Below are 19075 nucleotides of genomic sequence, written 5' to 3'. Positions count from 1 at the left end.
ATCTTGCGATTTTAGCATACTTACTTTCTCCTAGTATTAGCAAAACCAATTCTCATCAAACTTTAGCATCTCACAAGAGAGATTATAAACTTGGAATAACTGATTTTTATATACTAGACGCATAGAAATTTTTCAACCTTATTTCTCTTCAAATCCTTCTGCGACAGCGTCCGCAAAGTTTTCTTCTACGATGCTTGCACAGTGGTCACAGATAACTGCGTGGTAGCTGCGTTCTGCTGTTGTTGGGTCGATACGACGGCAACGGTCACATACTTGGCCTGCAGCGCGTTCAACTGTAAAGGCAACATCTTCAAAGCTTACTGCACTCTCTGGAGCTGGTCCTTCATCGATGGTTAAGTCTGACACGATCAAAAGTTGAGCTACATTGCTGTTTACTGCTTCGAGTAGAGTTTTCACAACTTCATTTGGATAAACTGTCAAGTGAGCTTCAAGTGATTTACCGATTACTTTGGCATTACGCGCTTCTTCCAAGGCTTTTTGAGCTTGTCCACGGAAGTCCATGAAGGCAGCCCATGTATCCAAGATTTCTTCTTGGTTAGCAAAAGTTTCCGCTTCTGGCAATTCTGACAATTGAACGAAGTCTTCGGCTTCAAACTCTAGATATGACCAGATTTCTTCCGCAGTGTGAGGAAGGATTGGTGTCAAGAGTTTGGTAATTTTCACAAGAATGTCATAGAAGACAGTCTGCATTTGACGGCGTTCCAATGATTTGGCACCTTCGATATAAACAACATCTTTGGCAAAATCAAGGTAGAATGCTGACAAGTCAACGTTGATAAAGTTCACCAAGGCCTTATAGATTGTCAAGAATTCAAAGTCCGCATAGGCATCACGAATGGTCTTGACAAGCTGGTTAAAGCGAATCGTCATGTACTTATCAACTGAGCGAAGCTCTTCGTATGCTACTGCGTCTTGAGCTGGGTTAAAGTCAGATGTATTGGCAATCAAGAAACGAAGGGTATTACGAATCTTACGGTAAGTTTCAGAGACTTGGCTCAAGATATCCATAGAAATACGCACGTCGTTGCTTGAGTCTACACTTGTTACCCAGAGACGCAAGATTTCAGCACCAAATTGTTTTTCAACATCGCTTGGAGCAATGGTATTTCCAAGAGATTTAGACATCTTCTCGCCTTTACCATCAAGGGCAAAACCTTGTGACAAGATTTGCTTGTAAGGTGCTACACCATGGTTGGCAACAGATGTGATGAGTGATGAGTTGAACCAACCACGATATTGGTCTGAACCTTCTAGGTAAAGGTCTGCTGGGTAAGTCAACTCTGGACGATTTACCACAACTCCATTCCATGATGAACCTGAGTCAAACCAAACGTCCATGATATCTGTTTCTTTTTTGAACTCACCATTTGGTGAACCTGGATGAGTAAATCCTTCTGGCAAGAGGTCCTTAGCATCACGTTCCCACCAAATGCTTGAACCATGTTCTTCAAAGAGTTGAGCTACATGCTCAATAGTTTCAGCTGTCATAATCGCTGTACCGTCTTCAGCGTAGAAGATTGGAAGTGGAACACCCCAAGCACGTTGACGAGAGATAACCCAGTCACCACGGTCACGAATCATGTTGTAAAGACGGACTTTACCCCATTCTGAGTGGAATTTTACTTTTTCAATTTCATCCAAGATTTCTTGACGGAATTTTGATACAGAAGCAAACCATTGTGGAACTGCACGCCAGATGATTGGTTTCTTAGTACGCCAGTCAAATGGGTATGAGTGAGAAATTTCTTCTTGGGCAAGAAGGAGGTTACCAAGTTTTTCAATAACAGTTGGAACTACCTTGTCATAGAATTGACCTTCAAACTCAGGACCAGCATTCTTCATCATGATACCACGTTCGTCAACAGTCACTGCGACTTCAAGACCATTAGCAATACCGACATTGTAGTCGTCCTCACCAAAACCAGGAGCTGTATGGACGATACCTGTACCAGAGTCAGTTGTAACATGGTCACCAAGGATAACCAACTCATCTACAGCTGTATCCCATGGGTGTTCTGTTACGATGTGGTTCAATTCTTGACCACGGTAAGTTGCCAACACTTGAACATCAGCCCAACCAAATTTCTCAGACAAGCTAGTCAATAATTCTGCAGCAACCACAAACTTACGAGCTTCACCGGCAGGTTGAACCAAAACGTAATCAATATCTGCACCAACAGTTAAACCACGAGAAGCTGTGATGGTAAATGGAGTAGTTGTCCAGACAACGATGTAAGTATCTGTATCTAGAACCCCTTTGCCATCTTTTACCTTATTGGCATAGTAAAGGGAAGTTGAAACCAAGTCATGATATTCAATCTCTGCTTCAGCAAGGGCTGACTCAGATGACCAAGACCAGTAAACTGGTTTTGCACCACGGTAGATATAACCTTTATTAGCCATCTCACCAAATACACGGATTTGGGCTGCTTCATAATCAGGAGTCAAAGTCACATATGGATTTTCCCAGTCACCAGAAACACCCAAACGTTTAAAGTCTTCACGTTGTTTATCTACTTGAGAAAGAGCGTATTCACGACAAAGTTTCAAGTACTCAACCAAGTCCATTTCTTTACGTTTGACACCTTGTTTTGCCAAAACTTGCTCGATTGGCAGACCATGAGTATCCCAACCTGGGATAAATGGTGCGTAAAAACCTGACATAGATTTTGAACGAACAATGATATCTTTTGAAATCTTGTTCATAGCATGTCCAACGTGGATATTTCCGTTAGCGTATGGAGGGCCATCATGCAAGGTGAAATGAGGTTTTCCTTGGTTCAATTCTTGACGACGTTGGTAAAGTTTTGCATCTTCCCATTCCTTTTGCCAAACTGGCTCTTTGGTCGGAAGTCCTGCACGCATTGGGAAAGCTGTTTTCCCAAGATTAAGGGTATCTTTGAGTTTCATGGTATCTCCTTTATAAATAATCACAAATTAAAAACCACGACTTCCAAAAAGGACGAAAATCGTGGTACCACCTTTATTCGGAAAAAGATTTAGTCTTTCTCCCTCTTATCCCGTAACGTGGGGAACGTCAAATCTTACTCCATTCAGACTTGATTGTTTGAGAGGATAATCTTATCATTAGGGAATGCAGGACTCACACCATCTCCTGCTCGCTGGAAATATAAGGATAAGATATTGTTCTCACATCGTTTCTTATAAAATTGTAACGGATTCTTGCGGTGCTTCAAATCCTGGTGCTGAATCAAACGTTTCTGTAGCTGGTGTTGGAGCCGAAGGATGTACTGGAGCTACTTCTGGTTCTTCGTACATTGGACCAACTGGATGAGCAGGCTCTTCTTCCATTTGAGGACTCACTACAGGAGTTGGATTTCCCACTTCCTGTTTAGCCTGAGCTTCAAATTCAGCCAATTCTTTATTGGCTGCCTCAATACGAGCTTGTAACTCTGCCATTTCTGCTTGAGAGAACTGACGTGTCATATCAATTGGTTCTTCCTCAATTGGAGCTGGAATCGGTTCTCCAAGTACTTCGCTAAGCACTTCTTTAAAGGCTTCATCACTGGTTTGAAGATAAGTAGCTGTTGGACGGAGAATATCTTCCCAATCTGAAGATTCAACAATAGCCAACTGACTCTCAATTGTAGATTTGAGACGTTGGTGGAAGACACGGCTCTTGTTCTTCAATTCTTCTGTTTCAACAGCAACTTTCTTAGCATTGTCTGTTGCTTGACGAAGAATCTCGTTTGCCTTATATTTAGCTTCTTCCAACAAGCGTTGCGCATCTTGTTCTGCTTGGTGAACGATATTGTTTGAACGTTCATGTGCCGCTTGTTTCACTCGCTCAGCTGTGTCTTGGGCAATCAATACAGACTGGCTCAATGAATCTTTCATCTCATCAAAGTAAGACAAACGTTCTTCTAAACTCTTAATACGCAAATCTTTATCATGATTCGCACGAACAAGATCTTCGTAATCACGAACTACAATATCTAAAAATTCATCGACTTCTTCTGGATCAAAACCTCTGAATCGAGTCCCAAAGGTCTTGTCCTTTATTTCTAATGATGTAATTGGCATTCTATTCCTCACTTACTTAATAATAACTGGACGGTTATTTTTTTCTTCTCTTTTTTTGTTTGTCCCTTATCTTGAAGCAATCTCAAGCGCCCAAATTTTCTCACACTAATCAAGTCTCCAACTTGAACAGTATAATCTGATTTGTCTACCACATGATAATTTACTTGGACAAGTTTCTTTTCAATCAACTGGTTTGCCTGATTCCTTGATAGTTTCAAAACATTTGATAAAAGAACATCTAATCTAAAACTAGACACAGATAAATCCAGTTCTCGATACTGTTCTAGCTTATCTATTTTCTCGGTGAAAGGACGTTCCTCCAGCGAAACGGATATACGGCCAATTTTCTTTAATCCATCTTGAAAGAGAAGAAGAAACTGCTGATTAATCATAATCTGCGCCCGTTCTTCATATACTAGGATATCTCCAAAAAGTTTCCGTTCAATTCCTAATTGATTGATGACTGTTCCTAAAATCTTAGCATGCGTTAAGTGTTCAAATTTATTGGAATACACAATTTCTTGGAGAGATATTTCAAAATCTGAAAACTCTGGCTGGAAATAATCTGGGTATAATAAAACTCGAACATACTCACTCGAGACGAATTCCCCACTACTGCTACAAGCAAGACCATAGGTTTTGGCCAAAATCTTTAATAGCTTCTCCTGATGAGGATTGATAAAAGGAGTTAAAAAAGGAGCATAGCTATCTTCTACCTTCTTTATCCATTCCATTCCCTTGTCAAGAAATGGACGATCTTCTATGGAGAAATGCTGGTAAATCCCTTTATTCATCCTATCATCGCCAGAAAACGGACTAGGTTTTCTCCTAAAAATCGAACCAAAACAATCGCAACCCAAACAGATAAATCAAGACCCGCTATCTGTAAAGGCAGGCGTTGCAAGGGAGCAAGCACTGGTTTTACCAACGCTACAATCCAACGACCTAAACTGGATTCGTAGGCACCTGGAAACCAAGACATGACAGCGAAGGCTACCAAAATCAGGGAGTAAATATCCACTGCATTATAAATCATACGAATTAAAAAAATCATTATCGTACTCTATTTCGCTTCATATCAAAACCGAACTCACCCTGTTGATCTTCATCTGGTAAACGGATATCTTCAACATTTACAATAACATTCACTGGTGTCAACAAGTACATGGTAGAAGCTACCTTTTTCAAATTTCCAGCTAAAACATGACAAGCTCCATCCAAATAGTCCAAACAACGACGAGCCTGCACCTCTGTCATATACTGAAAATCAATCAAGATACTTTCGTTTCCTGCCAATAAATCAACAATTTCTGTTGCATCTTCATATTTTCTAGGATAACGAACATCTATAATAACCTTATCAGTTGAACGCTGGCTCTGATTTGCCAATTCCTGTTGTCGTGCATGCAGTCTGGTGATATTGTTCTCTTTTGTACCAGCCGACTGTGAAGGGTGATTCATTGGGAGAGCCGGTTCCTGTGAAGAATTTACTGGAGTAAACACGGGTTCATTTCCTTTTTCATAAGGAATCGTAGAATCCTCATCCTCCGTAAAATAATCTATAAATCTATCGAATCTATCTTTTAAAGACATGGTTCTCTCCTACTTAAAAAATGATGTACCTATACGAACAAAGGTGGAACCGAATTGAATCGCTTCTTTATAATCACGACTCATTCCCATACTTAACTCTGTCATAGGCATATTTGGAATTTGTTTTTCTTGAATTTCTCTTTGTAAATCTTGGGTCGCCTTGAAAATTTCTTTCAACTGCTCACTGCTAGCCTCAAAAGGTGCCATCGTCATTAAACCAACATATTCAATCTTATCTAGTCTAGCTAACTCTGGCAAGATTTCCAGCAGTTCCTCTCTCGAAAAACCGTGTTTGCTTTCTTCTTTAGAAATATTTACTTGAAGGAAACACTTGATGACTCGGTCACTTCTTTTTTGTATTTCCTCTGCTAGCTTTACTGAGTCCAATGCATGGAAATAATCGACAAATTGTATGACATCTTTCACCTTACGTCTTTGCAAGGTACCAATCAAATGCCAAGTCACATCTCGATCTTTTAAAGCTTCATATTTTTCCAGAAACTTATCGACACGATTTTCACCGATATGATGAACACCTAGCGGAAGCAAGGCTTCCGCTGTCGGTACATCTACATACTTGGTAACTGCAATGACAGAGACTGAACCACTCTCTCGATGAGCATTCAGACTCGCCTCTGCGACTTCTCGAAAAACAAGTTCTGTATTTTCTTTTACATTCATTTACTTAACGATTTTTGAAAAATGGAGGTGTATCCAATTCATCTTCATCTTGTGATGTTGGGGCTTCAAAGCGTTCAACTGGAGAAACGACTGAATCTGTTGTACGAACAATCGATTCACGGCGAAGATCCCAATCACCAAAAGCAGATGCTTGAGTTGGTTCCAGACGACGTGGATTTTGTTTTGGCAATTCAGCTGTTTCTGCCATATCAAAATGACGATCAAAGCCATGTGAATGAGCTGGTTTCACTGTCTCACGGTAGTTAGTAGTCGGTCTAGCTTGTGGAGCCACAACCTTTTCTACGCGGTCTTGACGAACACCCGTTGCTACAACTGTCACACGAATTTCATCACGCATACTTTCATCAATTGAAGTACCGAGCCAGATGTTCACTCCTTGACCCGCCGCCTGGTTCACAATTTGTGAAGCCTCTTCTGCTTCAATCAAGGTTAAGTCAAGACCACCAGTTACGTTGACAATCACATCTTCTGCACCGTCAATAGTTGTTTCAAGAAGTGGTGAATAGATTGCCTTACGTGCTGCTTCTACCACACGTTCTTCTCCACTACCGATACCAATACCCATTAGAGCGTTCCCTTTATTTGCCATAACTGTTTTCACATCGGCAAAGTCAAGGTTAATCAATCCTGGATTGGTAATCAAATCGGTAATTCCTTGAACACCTTGACGAAGAACGTTATCTGCTTCGCTAAGAGCCTCCAAAAGTGGTGTCTTCTTATCAACAATTTCAAGCAAGTTGTTGTTTGAAATAATCAATAGAGTATCTACATGCTCACGTAGTTGGTTGATTCCTTCAACAGCAAATTGTCCACGTTTGCTTCCTTCAAAACCGAAAGGACGTGTTACAACACCAACTGTAAGAGCACCTAAATCTTTGGCGATACGAGCAATAACAGGAGCAGCTCCAGTTCCAGAGCCTCCTCCCATACCAGCAGTGATGAAGACCATATCTGCACCACTGATAGCTTCCGTCAGCGTTTCTTCGCTTTCTTCAGCAGCTTTACGACCAACCTCAGGTTGACCTCCTGCACCCAAACCGCGAGTCAATTTAGGTCCCAACTGAATAACAGTCTCAGCTTTTGTACTACTCAATGCTTGTACATCTGTGTTTGCTGCGATAAATTCTACGCCTGTAACACCTTCGTCGACCATACGGTTGATGGCATTGCCACCACCTCCACCGACACCAATTACTTTAATCACTGCACCTTGAGCAGCAGCTGTATCAAATGAAAATGTCATAATTTATTTTTCCTCTTTATTCGTCAAACATGCTTCCGATCAAGCCACGGAAACGATCTGCTAATTTCGGTTTATTTTGTGAAGCTTGTTGGAAATCCGCCATTGGTTCTGTAGGCGCCACCGGCTCTACTTCTGGAGCAGGAGCTGGTTGAACAGGCGTTGATTGTACAAACTGAGCTGTCTTTTGCAGCATCCCACCAAAACTAATTGGCTGATGACTTAAGTCATTCTCACCTTTTATCGCTCTCTGAGCCAAAAGATTCACTTCTGTTAATTGACCCGCAAATTCTGATAAACTAATCACATGCGCAAAGGCTGGATTACGGATACCAACTTGATTTGGAACATAAAGCTTGACACGGACGCCAAAGACTTCCTGAGCAAGTTCAACCATACCTGGTAAAATGGCATTCCCACCGATTAAGACAATACCACCAGGGAGCTCCAATAGACGTCTTCTATCTAATTCTTGCTTGATTTGCTCAAGGATGTGCTTGATTCGTGCAGAAATAATTTCTGACAAGTAGGCTTCCGTCACTTCGACTGCTTCTACTTCTCCAATAACTTCTACTTGGAAGGTTTCTTTGCTTGCAAGAGGAGGGTAAGCCTCTCCATAGTTTAATTTCAAACCTTCAGCCAACTTCTGAGAAGTTTTCAAGACTTTAGAGATATCCTTAGTTACATAATCTCCGCCTTCTTGGAGAATATTGGTGAACTGAAGTTCTTGGTTACGGATTGTAGCGACAGTCGTTTGACCTGCCCCCATATCAATCACTGTAGCACCAAATTCACGTTCACCTTCATTCAAAACTGATTGAACCATTGCTAGTGGCGAAATAATAATATTTTCAACCTGAACACCTGCACGCTCAACCGTCTTACGCAAATTGTGCAAGATAGTACGAGGACCTGTATAAAGCAAGCCACGCATTTCAAGGCGAACCCCCATCATGCCACGTGGGTCACGAATCCCTTGGAAACCATCCACAATAAATTCTTCAGGAATAAAGGTAATGACTTCACGGTCAGGTGTCATACTCTTTGTCAAAGCTGATTTGACAACATTTTCAACATCTTGATCCGTAATTTCCTTGGTATCAGATGTTACTGGAATCATCCCTTGAGTTGGTTCTACCTGCAAAAGATTACCAGGCAAGCCGACATTCACTGATTTAATCGAAATGCCTGCCTTTTCTTCTGCTTGGGAAATAGCTGATTTGATAGCAGTTGCTGCTGCATCAATATCAACAATAATTCCATCCTTTACACCTTTACTTTTGGCATTACTCACGCCAATTACATTTAATTCACCATTTCTCTGCTCGGCTACAAGCACCTTGACAGAGCTTGTTCCAATATCTAGACCTGTAAAAAAGCCTTCTCTAGCCATTACATCGCATCCTCTCTATCTTCCAAGTTTCGCACTTCGTATTATTCCATAGCTAAACATAGGCATAGCTATTCACAGAATATTATAACACAAAAAATCTAATTGTGCTTAGTTTTTTCCTAAATTTACTTGCTATTTTTTCACTTTTGCTCATCAACTTTTTTTATTTTCCAAACAAATTATAAAAAATCAGATTTATGAAAAAAGAAAGCTCATTTCTAAGCTTTCTTTGCAATCATTTTTTCTGCTTCTTGTTCTAAAAATAGTTCCAAGATTTTCTTTGTCAACGTAATCGCCGCTGACAAGGCCAGAGAAACGATTAAATAATTAGCTACTAAGCCATGGTCTCCAACCAATGGTGGTTTTGTCAGAAATCCGTAATCTCCACCTGTTACTAAATTGACCACAAAAATCAAGGCATTTAGTCCAAAGGTCATGAGAAAAATTCCCTTCACATCCAGCAATCGCGCATTATACTGTCTCAATAGATAAACTAGAGAGTTCCCCAAGAGTGCTAAATGCCCAAAGATAAAGGACAAAATCGCAATATGGGGGAAAGGATAGGCATCTGGCACTGGATAAACAAAGGCTGCTAATGTCCCAAATGTTCCTAGCAATGCAAAATACTGCCTATATTTAGACTGACCAGGAAGCAAGAGCACCACAAACATAGCCATACGGCAATGGTAAAAGGGTAAACTTTCTGACAGTGGCATATGATTGACCCAATACCAGCCATAAAGGAGGATCAACTGAACTGCCTGCAAGATTTGGAAAAATCGTTGGTAAACCTTCTTTTCACGATAACGATAGGCTGTATAAAAGGTCAAGGCTAATAGTGTAAATATACTCACGTACCAAAAAAGGTCAAATTTGGGTGGTTCTGTTGCTTGGGTCGTAAAGAAAATATCCCATAAATTCATCTAGTCTTCCTCATGATTCAAAATTTTCCTGCATATTATTATACCATGCTATTTGTCAAAAATGGATTTAAAAATACGTAAATGTTTGACAAAATCACTTGTCTTCATTTTCTAAACTTTCTACCAACTTGGCTAGATTCATAGAATTGGAGCCTTTGAGTAGGATTTGGTCGTGGGCTCCAAGGCTTTCTTTGACCTGCTTGACTAGGTCTTCAAATTGGTCCTCGTCAGCTGTTTTTTTGAAGTAGTAAACGTGGCCGATTGGGAACATTTGACTAGCCAATTGGGCTAATTCAGCAATGTCTTCTCCATAGAAAATAACGGTATCAAGCACATCTGGAGAAAGGCTCAAAATCATCTGATTATGGAGTTGAACAGACTGGTCACCCAGTTCCTTCATATCCGCCAAGACAGCGATTTTTTTGCCACCTTCATTGGCTGGAATGGCAGAGAAAGTCTCTAAAATCAGCTTCATAGCAGTTGGATTGGCATTGTAAACATCTGACAGGATATCTGCTCCATTGGCTGCTTTCTTCCACTCGGTACGGTTACGCGTCAATTCAAGATGTTGGAAGGCCTGACGAATTTGTTCCTCAGTCACTCCTTCTTGTATGGCAACATAGGACGCAATCATAGCATTGGTCGCATTGTACTTACCAGTCACTGGCAAATCAAGGTCTTGTTCCAAGAAATTAGCCTTAAATGTAAGACTGTCCTTACGCTCAACCAAGTCTGTGATTTCCAGCTCTGCTCCTTGCCCAAAACGAACCACCTTTTTATCAGCTGGCAAGTAGGCCTCTACAATCGGGTCAGCTGGTGCCAAAAGCAAAGAACCTTCAGCCATCCCGTCTGCAATTTGCATTTTCCCTTTAGCAATCTCAGAACGGTCTTTGAAAAAGGCCAAATGGGCTTCTCCAACCAAGGTTACGATGGCTGTTTTTGGACGAGCCAATTCAGACAAGAGATGAATATCTCCCAAGTGATCCTGTCCCATCTCCAAGACCAACTTTTCTGTTTCTTCAGGCATGTGGAGAACCGTGTAAGGAAGACCAATCTCGTTATTGTAGTTGCCTTGTGTTTTGTAGGTTTTGTAAGTTGTTGATAGCAAGTGCGCCAACATATCCTTGGTCGTTGTCTTGCCATTTGAACCTGTAACTGCAAAGACATCAACTCCCGTTTTCTCAAGATAGTAGGCAGCTAGTTGTTGAAAGGCAGTCAAAACATCATCTACTAAAAGGTAGGGATGATTTGCGACCTCTTTCTCAGACAAGGTCACTGCTGCACCATTTTCAAAGGCTGTTTCGATAAAGTCATGACCATCACGCGCACCTTTAAGTGGCACAAACAAATCTCCTGTCCCAATCAAACGACTGTCAAACTCAGGCTTTTCTAACTGAGCATCCGCAAAAAGACTAACATCATTTTTAGCTCCAACAGCTTGGGCAACTTCGTGAATTGTAAGTTTCATTTCTACTCCTTTAAAAAGGGTCGAAGTCCGAGAACTCTAATCACCTGGCAGTGACGGTTCTGGCTTCTACCCTCTCTTTCATTTTTATAGCAAATGCGCTTCGCGCTTGTCAAAACTTTTCTTGGCAAGGTCAACCAATCGCTCGATTAAGTCTGGATAGCTGATTCCCATATTGTCCCAAAGTAGTGGATACATTGACCACTGGGTAAAACCTGGCATGGTATTGAGCTCATTTAGGAAAATCTCTCCCTTATCTGTATAGAAGAAATCGCAACGAGAGAGACCGAGGCCCCCAATGGCACGGAAGGCCGTTTCTGCATTTTGACGCATGACAGCTACCACATCATCACTGATTTTGGCTGGAATATCCATGGTAATCTTGTTATCAATATACTTGGCATCGTAGTCATAGAAGGCAACATCCTTGACAACTTCTCCTGGTAGTGTACTCTTGACATCGTAGTTGCCCAAGAGACCAACCTCGATTTCACGAGCATTCACTCCTTGCTCAACCAAGACACGGCTGTCATATTGGAAGGCAAGTTTCAAAGCTTGACGGAGTTCTTCTTGATTTTCAGACTTAGAAATACCGACACTTGAACCCATGTTTGATGGTTTTGTGAAAACTGGATAAGCCAATTTCCCTTCAACTTCAGCGATTTTAGCAGTCACATCATCACCTTCGACAATGGCCACATAAGGAACTTGAGCAATCCCAACAGATTCTAAGACACGTTTGGTGGTGATTTTGTCCATGGCAAGACTAGATGACAAGATATTACAACCAACGTAAGGCATTTTCAAAACTTCCAAGAATCCTTGAACTGAGCCATCCTCTCCCATCGGACCGTGAAGGACTGGGAAGACTACTGCACCATCTTCGTAGATGGCACTTGGTGCAACTTGCTTATCCCAATCAATGGTTTCATTTGTCATGAGACGGTCTTCTTGACCTGGGGTCTGGCTAAATTCCTGTGTTTTGATAAAGTCACCTGACTGGCTAATGAAGAAAGTCTTGACTGTGAAACGATCGTAGTTGACCGCACGCATGACACTTTCAGCTGAAAGAACAGAGACTTCACGCTCTGCACTACGTCCACCGTATAAAAGAATAATCGTTTGTTTCATATTATCTGTTCCAATTCTAATAGAATACTCATTCTTTAGTATATCATATTTGCTTCTTTTTTGAAACTTGAACCTGATACTGGTCTTCAATAAATCTAAAAAGAGACCGATAAAACAACTGTCGGCCTCCTCGATTTTTTAAATAAATGAATGGAGTGTGTTCATTTGTCTCCACTTACAACTCTGTCCGATTTTCAATGGCTCGTAAGAGTGTAACCTCGTCCGCATACTCGATATCTGCTCCCACAGCGAGGCCTCGTGCTAGACGCGTAACCTTGATACCAGCTGGCTTGAGCAAACGTGAAAGATACATGGACGTCGCTTCACCATCTGCTGTAGCATTTGTTGCTACGATTACCTCTGAAACTTCACTATCCATAAGACGAGTCATGAGGCTCTTGAGATTGATATCATCTGGACTAATACCATTCATGGGAGAAATGAGTCCATGCAAGACATGATAGAGTCCATGGTATTCTTGGATATTCTCCATGGCTGCCACATCGCGACTATCTTCGAGAACTAAAATCGTTGTCTGGTCACGAGTCGGATCGGTACAGATAGAGCAAGGATCGTCATCAGTCAGGCGACCGCAGATGGAACAGTAGGTCAGCTCTCTCTTAGCAGAAAGGAGATTTTTTGCAAATTCATTGACGTCGTCATCCGGCATTCCAATAGTATAAAAGGCCAGTCGAGTTGCTGTCTTAATCCCAATACCAGGAAGTTTGGAATAACTGTCAATCAACTTAGCAATAGGTGTTGGATAAAGCATGGCTTCCTTTCTAATTCATTGGATGGTGTTGGTTATATAAATTGATAATGTCGCGAGCAATTGCTGGCCCAACATTTTTGGTTAAATTGGTATTATGAGGAAAGACTACTGCAACTGCAATTTGAGGATTTTCTGTTGGAGCATAGGCCACGGCATTGGTATTATTAGCTTCTTGACCACCAGCTACATAGCTTTCACCTGTACCGGTCTTACCACTGATAGAAACAGTGGCGCCATCTGAAAACGCCCGTCCTGTCGTAAGGGGACTAGTTCCATGCGATACTTGGTAAAATCCTTGGTGCAAGATTGCCATATCTGATTCAGAAATATTGACCTTGTTGATTTCCTTGGTATCTATTGCTTGGATTAATTCCCCAAGGCCACCCTTATCATTGTTGTCGTATATTCCCTCGACAATATGTGGAGCTAGACGAACACCATTGTTAGCAATAGTTGCAACGTACTGGGCTAATTGCATCGGTGTGTAGTTATCAAACTGGCCAAAAGCATTAGTAATGAAATTGGCAAAGTTATACTCTTTGGGAACCAATCCAGTAGATTCATCTGGTAGGTCAATCCCAGTCGCAGAACCCAAACCATATTCACCAAAGGTTGAACGCAATTTCCCCATAGCAGACTCTAGATTGCTGGTGCCGACAAACATATTGGGTTGATAGGTCTGGCCCATGATTCCAAGAGCGGTTTGAACCACGTAAGCATTGGATGAATACTCCAAGGCTTCCACAGCTGTAATAGGAAAAGATCCATATGCCAATTTATACCAAGAATAAATTGGAGCTGAACCTTGGAAAACAATAGGCTGATCTGTTAAGGTTTGGTTTCCTGATAAAACACCATTTTCCCAACCTGAGCTGATGGTAGCGGCCTTAACAACCGAACCTGGGACAAAGACATTGGTTACCGTTCCCAAGGAATCAGGAGTCAACTCTCCCGTTTTCAGGTCATGTTTGAGTCCTGACATAGACAAAACAGCACCTGTTTTGGGGTTAAGGGCGACTGCATACACACCCTCAGAATACTTGGCTCCACCATTTCCTAGCTCGGAATTGAAATAACTTTTCAGCAAAGCATCCACGCTATCTTGGAAGGCCAAATCAATGGTCAGCTTGATATTGTTTCCTTTACTACCTTCCTCAATTGTATCCACACTTTCCATGTTGCCATATTTGTCCAGATGGATTTCTTTTACCGAGCGTTTTCCTTGTAAGGTCTCTTCATATTGCTTTTCCAAATAGGAGGTTCCAACACGGTCATTTAGAGAATAGCCCTTTTTAAGATAGGCTTCTGCTTCTTCCGCTGGGAGACCGGCTTTTTCACTGGATACACTCCCTACTATAGAAGAAAGGGAAGTTTCCAAAATCTTTCGATCCCAAGAAGTAGAAATACTAATGCCAGGCATCTCCTTTGAAATAGAGGCAATAACAGCCACCTGAGAATCATTTAGAGGATCTGTCGCAATGGTTCCCGTCGCAAAGTTTCCAACAGCATTTAACTGACTAAAAAGATAGATTTCTTTCTTTTCATCCTCTGTATAGTTTAGTTGACTCGCTTGGACACTATCGACCGCATTGTTATACAGTTCTGATTCGGATAGACGATTGCCATCTGAATTCAAGCGTTTCTCACTTGGGAGAGCTTCCACTGTTTTTTTATAGATTTCAGGATCAGCCAAATAGTAATCTGCCAGCTGGCGTTCTGTCAAGTTTGGCGAACTGATGCTCACATAAGTCAGTAACTTTTTAGCTATTTCTTTTAAGTCTGTAGCCGTCATTTTATTGCTACGCGTAAAGGAAACAACCTGCTTTAACGTATTTTCTACCAAAGGTTTTCCACTAGCATCATAGATTTCCCCACGAGCAGAACTGGTTGTGACCTTGGTCTGACTAGCTGAGGCTAGCTTTTTTTCGTAAAAATCCTTGTTCAAAACCTGCATATACAACAAACGACCAATAATGGTCATAAAGAGTAAAATGACAATTGAAAACAATAAATTAAGCCGAATCGGAATCGAATGGCTGTTAAATTTTCTCATACAAATCAGTCTCATTTCTAACTTAAAATCTTACTCTTAATTGTACCACAATTTGAGCAGAAAATTATGGAAAAGAAAGAAGCTTTTTTTCGTTTTTACAGTAAGATACGTTTTTATTTATCCATCTCTATATTATATGTTATAATGAATGTAAAAGTTCAATAATCTAGTCTTTTTCCAACACGACTCATTTAAAGGAGCCTTCCCTATGGACAAACCAGATATCGCAACTGTCATTGATTCACATTTTGAAGAAATGACAGACCTAGAGCAAGAAATCGCTCGCTATTTTTTGCAAGCTGAAACGATTACAGATGATTTATCTTCTCAACAAGTCACCCAAAAATTACATATTTCTCAAGCTGCTTTGACCCGTTTTGCTAAAAAATGTGGCTTTACTGGCTACCGAGAATTTATTTTCCAATACCAACATCAGGCAGAAAATCAAGCTAGCCAACATCCCGACCACAGCCCCCTGACAAAACGAGTTCTTAGAAGCTACAATCACATGCGGGAACAAACACAGGACTTGATTGACGAAAAACAACTTGAACGAATCGCCCAGTTAATCGAAGATGCTGATCGTGTCTACTTCTTTGGAACAGGTAGTTCTGGCCTTGTCGCTCGTGAAATGAAATTGCGCTTTATGCGTCTAGGTGTGGTCTGCGAGGCCTTGACTGATCAAGACGGCTTTGCTTGGACAACCAGCATTATGGATGAAAATTGTCTCGTACTCGGTTTCTCACTTTCTGGCACAACACCTTCTATTTTAGATAGTCTATTAGACGCTAAGGAGATGGGGGCAAAGACTGTACTCTTTACAAGTGTTCCCAATAAAGATAGTCAGACCTATACAGAAAACGTTCTTGTTGCTAGCCACAGTCAGCCTTCCTACATTCAACGTATATCTGCTCAACTTCCTATGCTCTTCTTTATCGATTTGATTTATGCCTATTTTTTGGAAATCAATCGTGAAAGCAAGGAGAAAATCTTTAATAGCTACTGGGAAAATAAAAAACTCAACGGCTATCGTAGACAAAAACGTGTCAGAAAATCCTAGTTTGGCTGAGCCAAACTAGGATTGTTTTGTTTTAAAGTGATAATAGGCACCCAACATCCCTGCTGTATTCTGGTGATGGGCAAATTCTAATCGTGTTTTCTCAGCCAAACTTGGTACCAAAGCCTCTTTCAAGGCTGTACGGATCTTGGGTTTGAGGATAGCCTCTTGTCCCATGATACCACCACCGAGAATGACTACTTCTGGATTAGCCACATAGCAAATATTTGCCAGACCTTTTCCTAGATAGTCTACCATCCGGTCAATACCAGCCATGCAGATTTTGTTTCCTTCAGTGGCTTCCTTAAAGATACGTCGGCCATTCCACTGATCAACTGGATCTCCATGACCTGCTGCTACATACTCCACCAAGGCTGTTGTAGAAGCCAAATCTTGGAACGCTCCATCCTGCATATGCATATAACCAACTTCACAGGCCGAATTGCTAAAACCATGGAAGACTTTCCCATCCATAATCAAGCAACCACCGATACCGGTTCCAATAGTCAAGCAAAGGGTGACACTCGCTCCCTTGCCTGAACCAGATACCGCTTCAGCCAGACCTGCACAGTTGACATCATTTTCAATTTCACAAGGAATAGCAAAGCTAGTCTCGATTTCCTTTTTGAACTGGGTGCCTGCGTAGTTAGGGATTTGAGGTCCAGCATAGAAAATCTCACCCTTGTCAGGATCCACCATTCCTGCTGAAGAAATAGCAACACCTGCTACTGGGCCTTTTTCTAAATAGCTGGCTACGATATCTTTTGTCTTTTGTAAAATATGTGGTCCACCTTTATGCGCCTCTGTTGGCATTTCATGCGATTCAAGAAGTTGCCCCTCTTGATCAACCAAACCATACTTGATGTTAGTTCCACCGATATCAATTGCAACATAGTGTGTCATAAATACCTCCTTATGGATTAGAGGAAGCGCTCCTTGGTTTCACGAATCAAGGCTGCAGCTGCTTCTACAACTGGACGATCTTCTTCCGTTACTGGTGTCAATGGTGAACGAACAGAACCAATATTCAAGCCTTCATTGATTTTCAAGACTTCCTTAATCACACCGTACATATTTCCATGTGCAGCAGTCAATTTACCAATGATAGCGTTGATAGCATACTGTAATTCACGCGCTGTTTCCAAGTCTTTGTCAGCAATCAACTGATTGAGTTTCAAGAAGAGTTCTGGCATCGCACCATATGTACCACCGATACCAGCTTTAGCACCCATGAGACGGCCACCTAGGAACTGTTCATCTGGACCGTTAAAGACAATATGGTCTTCCCCACCAAGGCTAACAAAAGTTTGGATATCTTGAACTGGCATAGAAGAGTTTTTAACACCGATAACACGAGGATTTTTCAACATTTCTGTGTAAAGGCTTGGAGTCAAAGCAACCCCTGCCAATTGAGGAATGTTGTAGATGACATAGTCTGTGTTTGGAGCTGCAGAACTAATATCGTTCCAGTATTTAGCGACTGAGTATTCTGGCAAGCGGAAGTAAATTGGTGGAATCGTTGCAATGGCATCTACACCCAAGCTTTCTGCATGGCGAGCTAGTTCCATACTATCTTTCGTATTATTGCAAGCAACATGGGCAATAATAGTTAATTTACCTTTGGCAACTGCCATGACTTCTTCCAAAATCAACTTGCGATCTGCTACGCTTTGGTAAATACATTCACCAGAAGACCCATTGACATAAAGACCTTGAACACCTTTATCAATGAAGTATTGCACCAAGGCACGCGTACGCTCTGGACTTACTTCTCCTTGATCATCATAACATGCGTAGAAGGCTGGAATGACACCTTCGTATTTTTTCAAATCTGACATAGATTTTCTCCTATTATTTTTATTTTCTGCTAAAGCAGATTCTTTCTTTACTTCTTTAGTATACACTTTACCGAAAAGGCTTTCAATATCTTATAGACACTTAGATTTTAGTTTCTCGCTTATAGAATAGCGCTTGGAGCGTTTGAAAGTAGTTTCAGAAATAATTGCACCCCTTACTCATACTTAGCAAATAGCTTTTCCATCACTCCCACTTGTAAAAAAACAAGAAGTCCAAAACCAAAGAGAATAAAAGCTGATCCTCCCAATAGAAGGGTAAAGGCTGATAGATATAGAATCATCAAAATCAAAAAGATAATTGCAATCATCAAGATAAACCAAGGAGCATTAAAACTAGCCAACATCAATCCTTTTTGGAGAATTTCTTTCCAAGATAGGTCATAGCGCGCAGCGATTGGATAGCTAGCCAACATCACAATAGTAAGAAAAATCAGAATACCTAGACAAATAGCTTTCACCAATTGGAAAGGCAGAGCTGTTTGACCCCAGAAAAGATAGAGATCTGAAAGGGTAAGAAACACAATTCCTAACTCCATTAAACCCAGCTGAAACCCCAATTTCAGATTTTGCTTGAAAGCTCTTAGGTAGATTCTAAATACAGGCACCCGTCTGCTCTTCTTAATCTCAAACATGGTCTCGTAGAGACTAATTTTGGCTACCCCAATCGTTACGATTGGCAAACAAGTTACTACAAAGAGAAGATTGACTGTTACAATATCTAAAACCTTCTCACTAATTCGCATTAGAAAATTATCTGTATCAAATGCAGCCTTGATGAGACTTCTTCCTTTTTGTGACATCTTTGCTCCCCCATCATTTTTCTTT

17 protein-coding genes are annotated in these 19075 nt (G+C 41.1%); 1 reads left to right on the top strand and 16 read right to left on the bottom strand.

Features of this window, described 5'->3' with window-relative positions; translation table 11 throughout:
* Positions 1 to 138 precede the first annotated feature (138 nt).
* From ileS to pbp2b, 13 genes are all read right to left on the bottom strand, one after another.
* Positions 139 to 2931, bottom strand: a complete 2793-nt coding sequence (gene ileS, locus HT730_RS03790) for an isoleucine--tRNA ligase (RefSeq protein ID WP_173306854.1) — start codon at positions 2929 to 2931, stop codon at positions 139 to 141.
* A gap of 252 nt (positions 2932 to 3183) precedes the next feature.
* On the bottom strand, positions 3184 to 4065 hold the full coding sequence (locus HT730_RS03785; RefSeq protein ID WP_173306853.1) for a DivIVA domain-containing protein: 882 nt from the start codon (positions 4063 to 4065) through the stop codon (positions 3184 to 3186).
* 8 nt (positions 4066 to 4073) lie between these two features.
* Positions 4074 to 4859 (bottom strand): RNA-binding protein, encoded by a 786-nt coding sequence (locus tag HT730_RS03780; RefSeq protein ID WP_173306852.1) that lies wholly within the window; start codon positions 4857 to 4859, stop codon positions 4074 to 4076.
* Positions 4856 to 5119 carry a YggT family protein gene (locus HT730_RS03775; protein WP_000576513.1) on the bottom strand — a complete coding sequence of 88 codons (264 nt, stop codon included), beginning with the start codon at positions 5117 to 5119 and terminating at the stop codon, positions 4856 to 4858. The genes HT730_RS03780 and HT730_RS03775 overlap by 4 nt, the downstream gene beginning before the upstream one ends.
* Positions 5119 to 5658: a cell division protein SepF gene (locus tag HT730_RS03770; protein ID WP_173306851.1), complete on the bottom strand. Its 540-nt coding sequence runs from the start codon at positions 5656 to 5658 to the stop codon at positions 5119 to 5121. Before HT730_RS03770 ends, HT730_RS03775 begins: the two co-directional genes overlap by 1 nt.
* Before the next feature lie 9 nt (positions 5659 to 5667).
* The gene (locus tag HT730_RS03765) at positions 5668 to 6339 is read right to left on the bottom strand and encodes a YggS family pyridoxal phosphate-dependent enzyme (protein ID WP_001101071.1); all 672 of its coding nucleotides are present in this window, start codon (positions 6337 to 6339) and stop codon (positions 5668 to 5670) included.
* 4 nt (positions 6340 to 6343) lie between these two features.
* On the bottom strand, positions 6344 to 7603 hold the full coding sequence (gene ftsZ / locus HT730_RS03760; protein ID WP_000144272.1) for a cell division protein FtsZ: 1260 nt from the start codon (positions 7601 to 7603) through the stop codon (positions 6344 to 6346).
* A 16-nt stretch (positions 7604 to 7619) separates the two neighbouring features.
* Complete coding sequence (ftsA, locus tag HT730_RS03755; RefSeq protein WP_173276636.1) at positions 7620 to 8993, bottom strand: cell division protein FtsA; 1374 nt, start codon at positions 8991 to 8993, stop codon at positions 7620 to 7622.
* 218 nt (positions 8994 to 9211) lie between these two features.
* Positions 9212 to 9916, bottom strand: a complete 705-nt coding sequence (locus HT730_RS03750) for a TIGR02206 family membrane protein (RefSeq protein WP_001055238.1) — start codon at positions 9914 to 9916, stop codon at positions 9212 to 9214.
* Positions 9917 to 10010: 94 nt separating this feature from the next.
* Positions 10011 to 11384, bottom strand: a complete 1374-nt coding sequence (gene murF, locus HT730_RS03745) for a UDP-N-acetylmuramoyl-tripeptide--D-alanyl-D-alanine ligase (RefSeq protein ID WP_173306850.1) — start codon at positions 11382 to 11384, stop codon at positions 10011 to 10013.
* 84 nt (positions 11385 to 11468) lie between these two features.
* Positions 11469 to 12512 (bottom strand): D-alanine--D-alanine ligase, encoded by a 1044-nt coding sequence (locus tag HT730_RS03740; protein WP_140196989.1) that lies wholly within the window; start codon positions 12510 to 12512, stop codon positions 11469 to 11471.
* A 175-nt stretch (positions 12513 to 12687) separates the two neighbouring features.
* Positions 12688 to 13284 carry a recombination mediator RecR gene (recR, locus tag HT730_RS03735; protein WP_125409633.1) on the bottom strand — a complete coding sequence of 199 codons (597 nt, stop codon included), beginning with the start codon at positions 13282 to 13284 and terminating at the stop codon, positions 12688 to 12690.
* A gap of 10 nt (positions 13285 to 13294) precedes the next feature.
* Positions 13295 to 15352: a penicillin-binding protein PBP2B gene (gene pbp2b, locus HT730_RS03730; RefSeq protein WP_173306849.1), complete on the bottom strand. Its 2058-nt coding sequence runs from the start codon at positions 15350 to 15352 to the stop codon at positions 13295 to 13297.
* 193 nt (positions 15353 to 15545) lie between these two features.
* On the opposite strand from pbp2b, the gene HT730_RS03725 reads away from it, so the two are divergent.
* Positions 15546 to 16397: a MurR/RpiR family transcriptional regulator gene (locus tag HT730_RS03725; RefSeq protein WP_173306848.1), complete on the top strand. Its 852-nt coding sequence runs from the start codon at positions 15546 to 15548 to the stop codon at positions 16395 to 16397.
* 15 nt (positions 16398 to 16412) lie between these two features.
* On the opposite strand, the gene HT730_RS03720 is transcribed toward HT730_RS03725, so the two are convergent.
* The 3 genes from HT730_RS03720 to HT730_RS03710 all read right to left on the bottom strand — a co-directional run bounded on the left by HT730_RS03720 (position 16413) and on the right by HT730_RS03710 (position 19050).
* Positions 16413 to 17297, bottom strand: coding sequence for an ROK family protein (locus tag HT730_RS03720; RefSeq protein ID WP_173306847.1), 885 nt, complete (start codon positions 17295 to 17297; stop codon positions 16413 to 16415).
* Between the two features lie 17 nt (positions 17298 to 17314).
* A complete protein-coding gene (locus HT730_RS03715; RefSeq protein ID WP_004257797.1) occupies positions 17315 to 18232 on the bottom strand; it encodes a dihydrodipicolinate synthase family protein in 918 nt (305 codons plus the stop codon).
* 173 nt (positions 18233 to 18405) lie between these two features.
* Positions 18406 to 19050 (bottom strand): YesL family protein, encoded by a 645-nt coding sequence (locus HT730_RS03710; RefSeq protein WP_173306846.1) that lies wholly within the window; start codon positions 19048 to 19050, stop codon positions 18406 to 18408.
* Between the last annotated feature and the right edge of the window lie 25 nt (positions 19051 to 19075).

The sequence above is a fragment of the Streptococcus sp. k-628 genome, assembly GCF_013277475.1.
Lineage (GTDB): Bacteria > Bacillota > Bacilli > Lactobacillales > Streptococcaceae > Streptococcus.
The sequence above is the reverse complement of the archived record's forward strand: the minus strand, read 5'-3'. Positions and strand labels throughout refer to the sequence as shown.

Coding starts and splice junctions, on each gene's coding strand:
- ileS (WP_173306854.1), bottom strand. CDS start 2,931: ATGAAACTCAAAGATACCCTTAATCTTGGGAAAACAGCTTTCCCAATG.
- HT730_RS03785 (WP_173306853.1), bottom strand. CDS start 4,065: ATGCCAATTACATCATTAGAAATAAAGGACAAGACCTTTGGGACTCGA.
- HT730_RS03780 (WP_173306852.1), bottom strand. CDS start 4,859: ATGAATAAAGGGATTTACCAGCATTTCTCCATAGAAGATCGTCCATTT.
- HT730_RS03775 (WP_000576513.1), bottom strand. CDS start 5,119: ATGATTTTTTTAATTCGTATGATTTATAATGCAGTGGATATTTACTCC.
- HT730_RS03770 (WP_173306851.1), bottom strand. CDS start 5,658: ATGTCTTTAAAAGATAGATTCGATAGATTTATAGATTATTTTACGGAG.
- HT730_RS03765 (WP_001101071.1), bottom strand. CDS start 6,339: ATGAATGTAAAAGAAAATACAGAACTTGTTTTTCGAGAAGTCGCAGAG.
- ftsZ (WP_000144272.1), bottom strand. CDS start 7,603: ATGACATTTTCATTTGATACAGCTGCTGCTCAAGGTGCAGTGATTAAA.
- ftsA (WP_173276636.1), bottom strand. CDS start 8,993: ATGGCTAGAGAAGGCTTTTTTACAGGTCTAGATATTGGAACAAGCTCT.
- HT730_RS03750 (WP_001055238.1), bottom strand. CDS start 9,916: ATGAATTTATGGGATATTTTCTTTACGACCCAAGCAACAGAACCACCC.
- murF (WP_173306850.1), bottom strand. CDS start 11,384: ATGAAACTTACAATTCACGAAGTTGCCCAAGCTGTTGGAGCTAAAAAT.
- HT730_RS03740 (WP_140196989.1), bottom strand. CDS start 12,512: ATGAAACAAACGATTATTCTTTTATACGGTGGACGTAGTGCAGAGCGT.
- recR (WP_125409633.1), bottom strand. CDS start 13,284: ATGCTTTATCCAACACCTATTGCTAAGTTGATTGACAGTTATTCCAAA.
- pbp2b (WP_173306849.1), bottom strand. CDS start 15,352: ATGAGACTGATTTGTATGAGAAAATTTAACAGCCATTCGATTCCGATT.
- HT730_RS03725 (WP_173306848.1), top strand. CDS start 15,546: ATGGACAAACCAGATATCGCAACTGTCATTGATTCACATTTTGAAGAA.
- HT730_RS03720 (WP_173306847.1), bottom strand. CDS start 17,297: ATGACACACTATGTTGCAATTGATATCGGTGGAACTAACATCAAGTAT.
- HT730_RS03715 (WP_004257797.1), bottom strand. CDS start 18,232: ATGTCAGATTTGAAAAAATACGAAGGTGTCATTCCAGCCTTCTACGCA.
- HT730_RS03710 (WP_173306846.1), bottom strand. CDS start 19,050: ATGTCACAAAAAGGAAGAAGTCTCATCAAGGCTGCATTTGATACAGAT.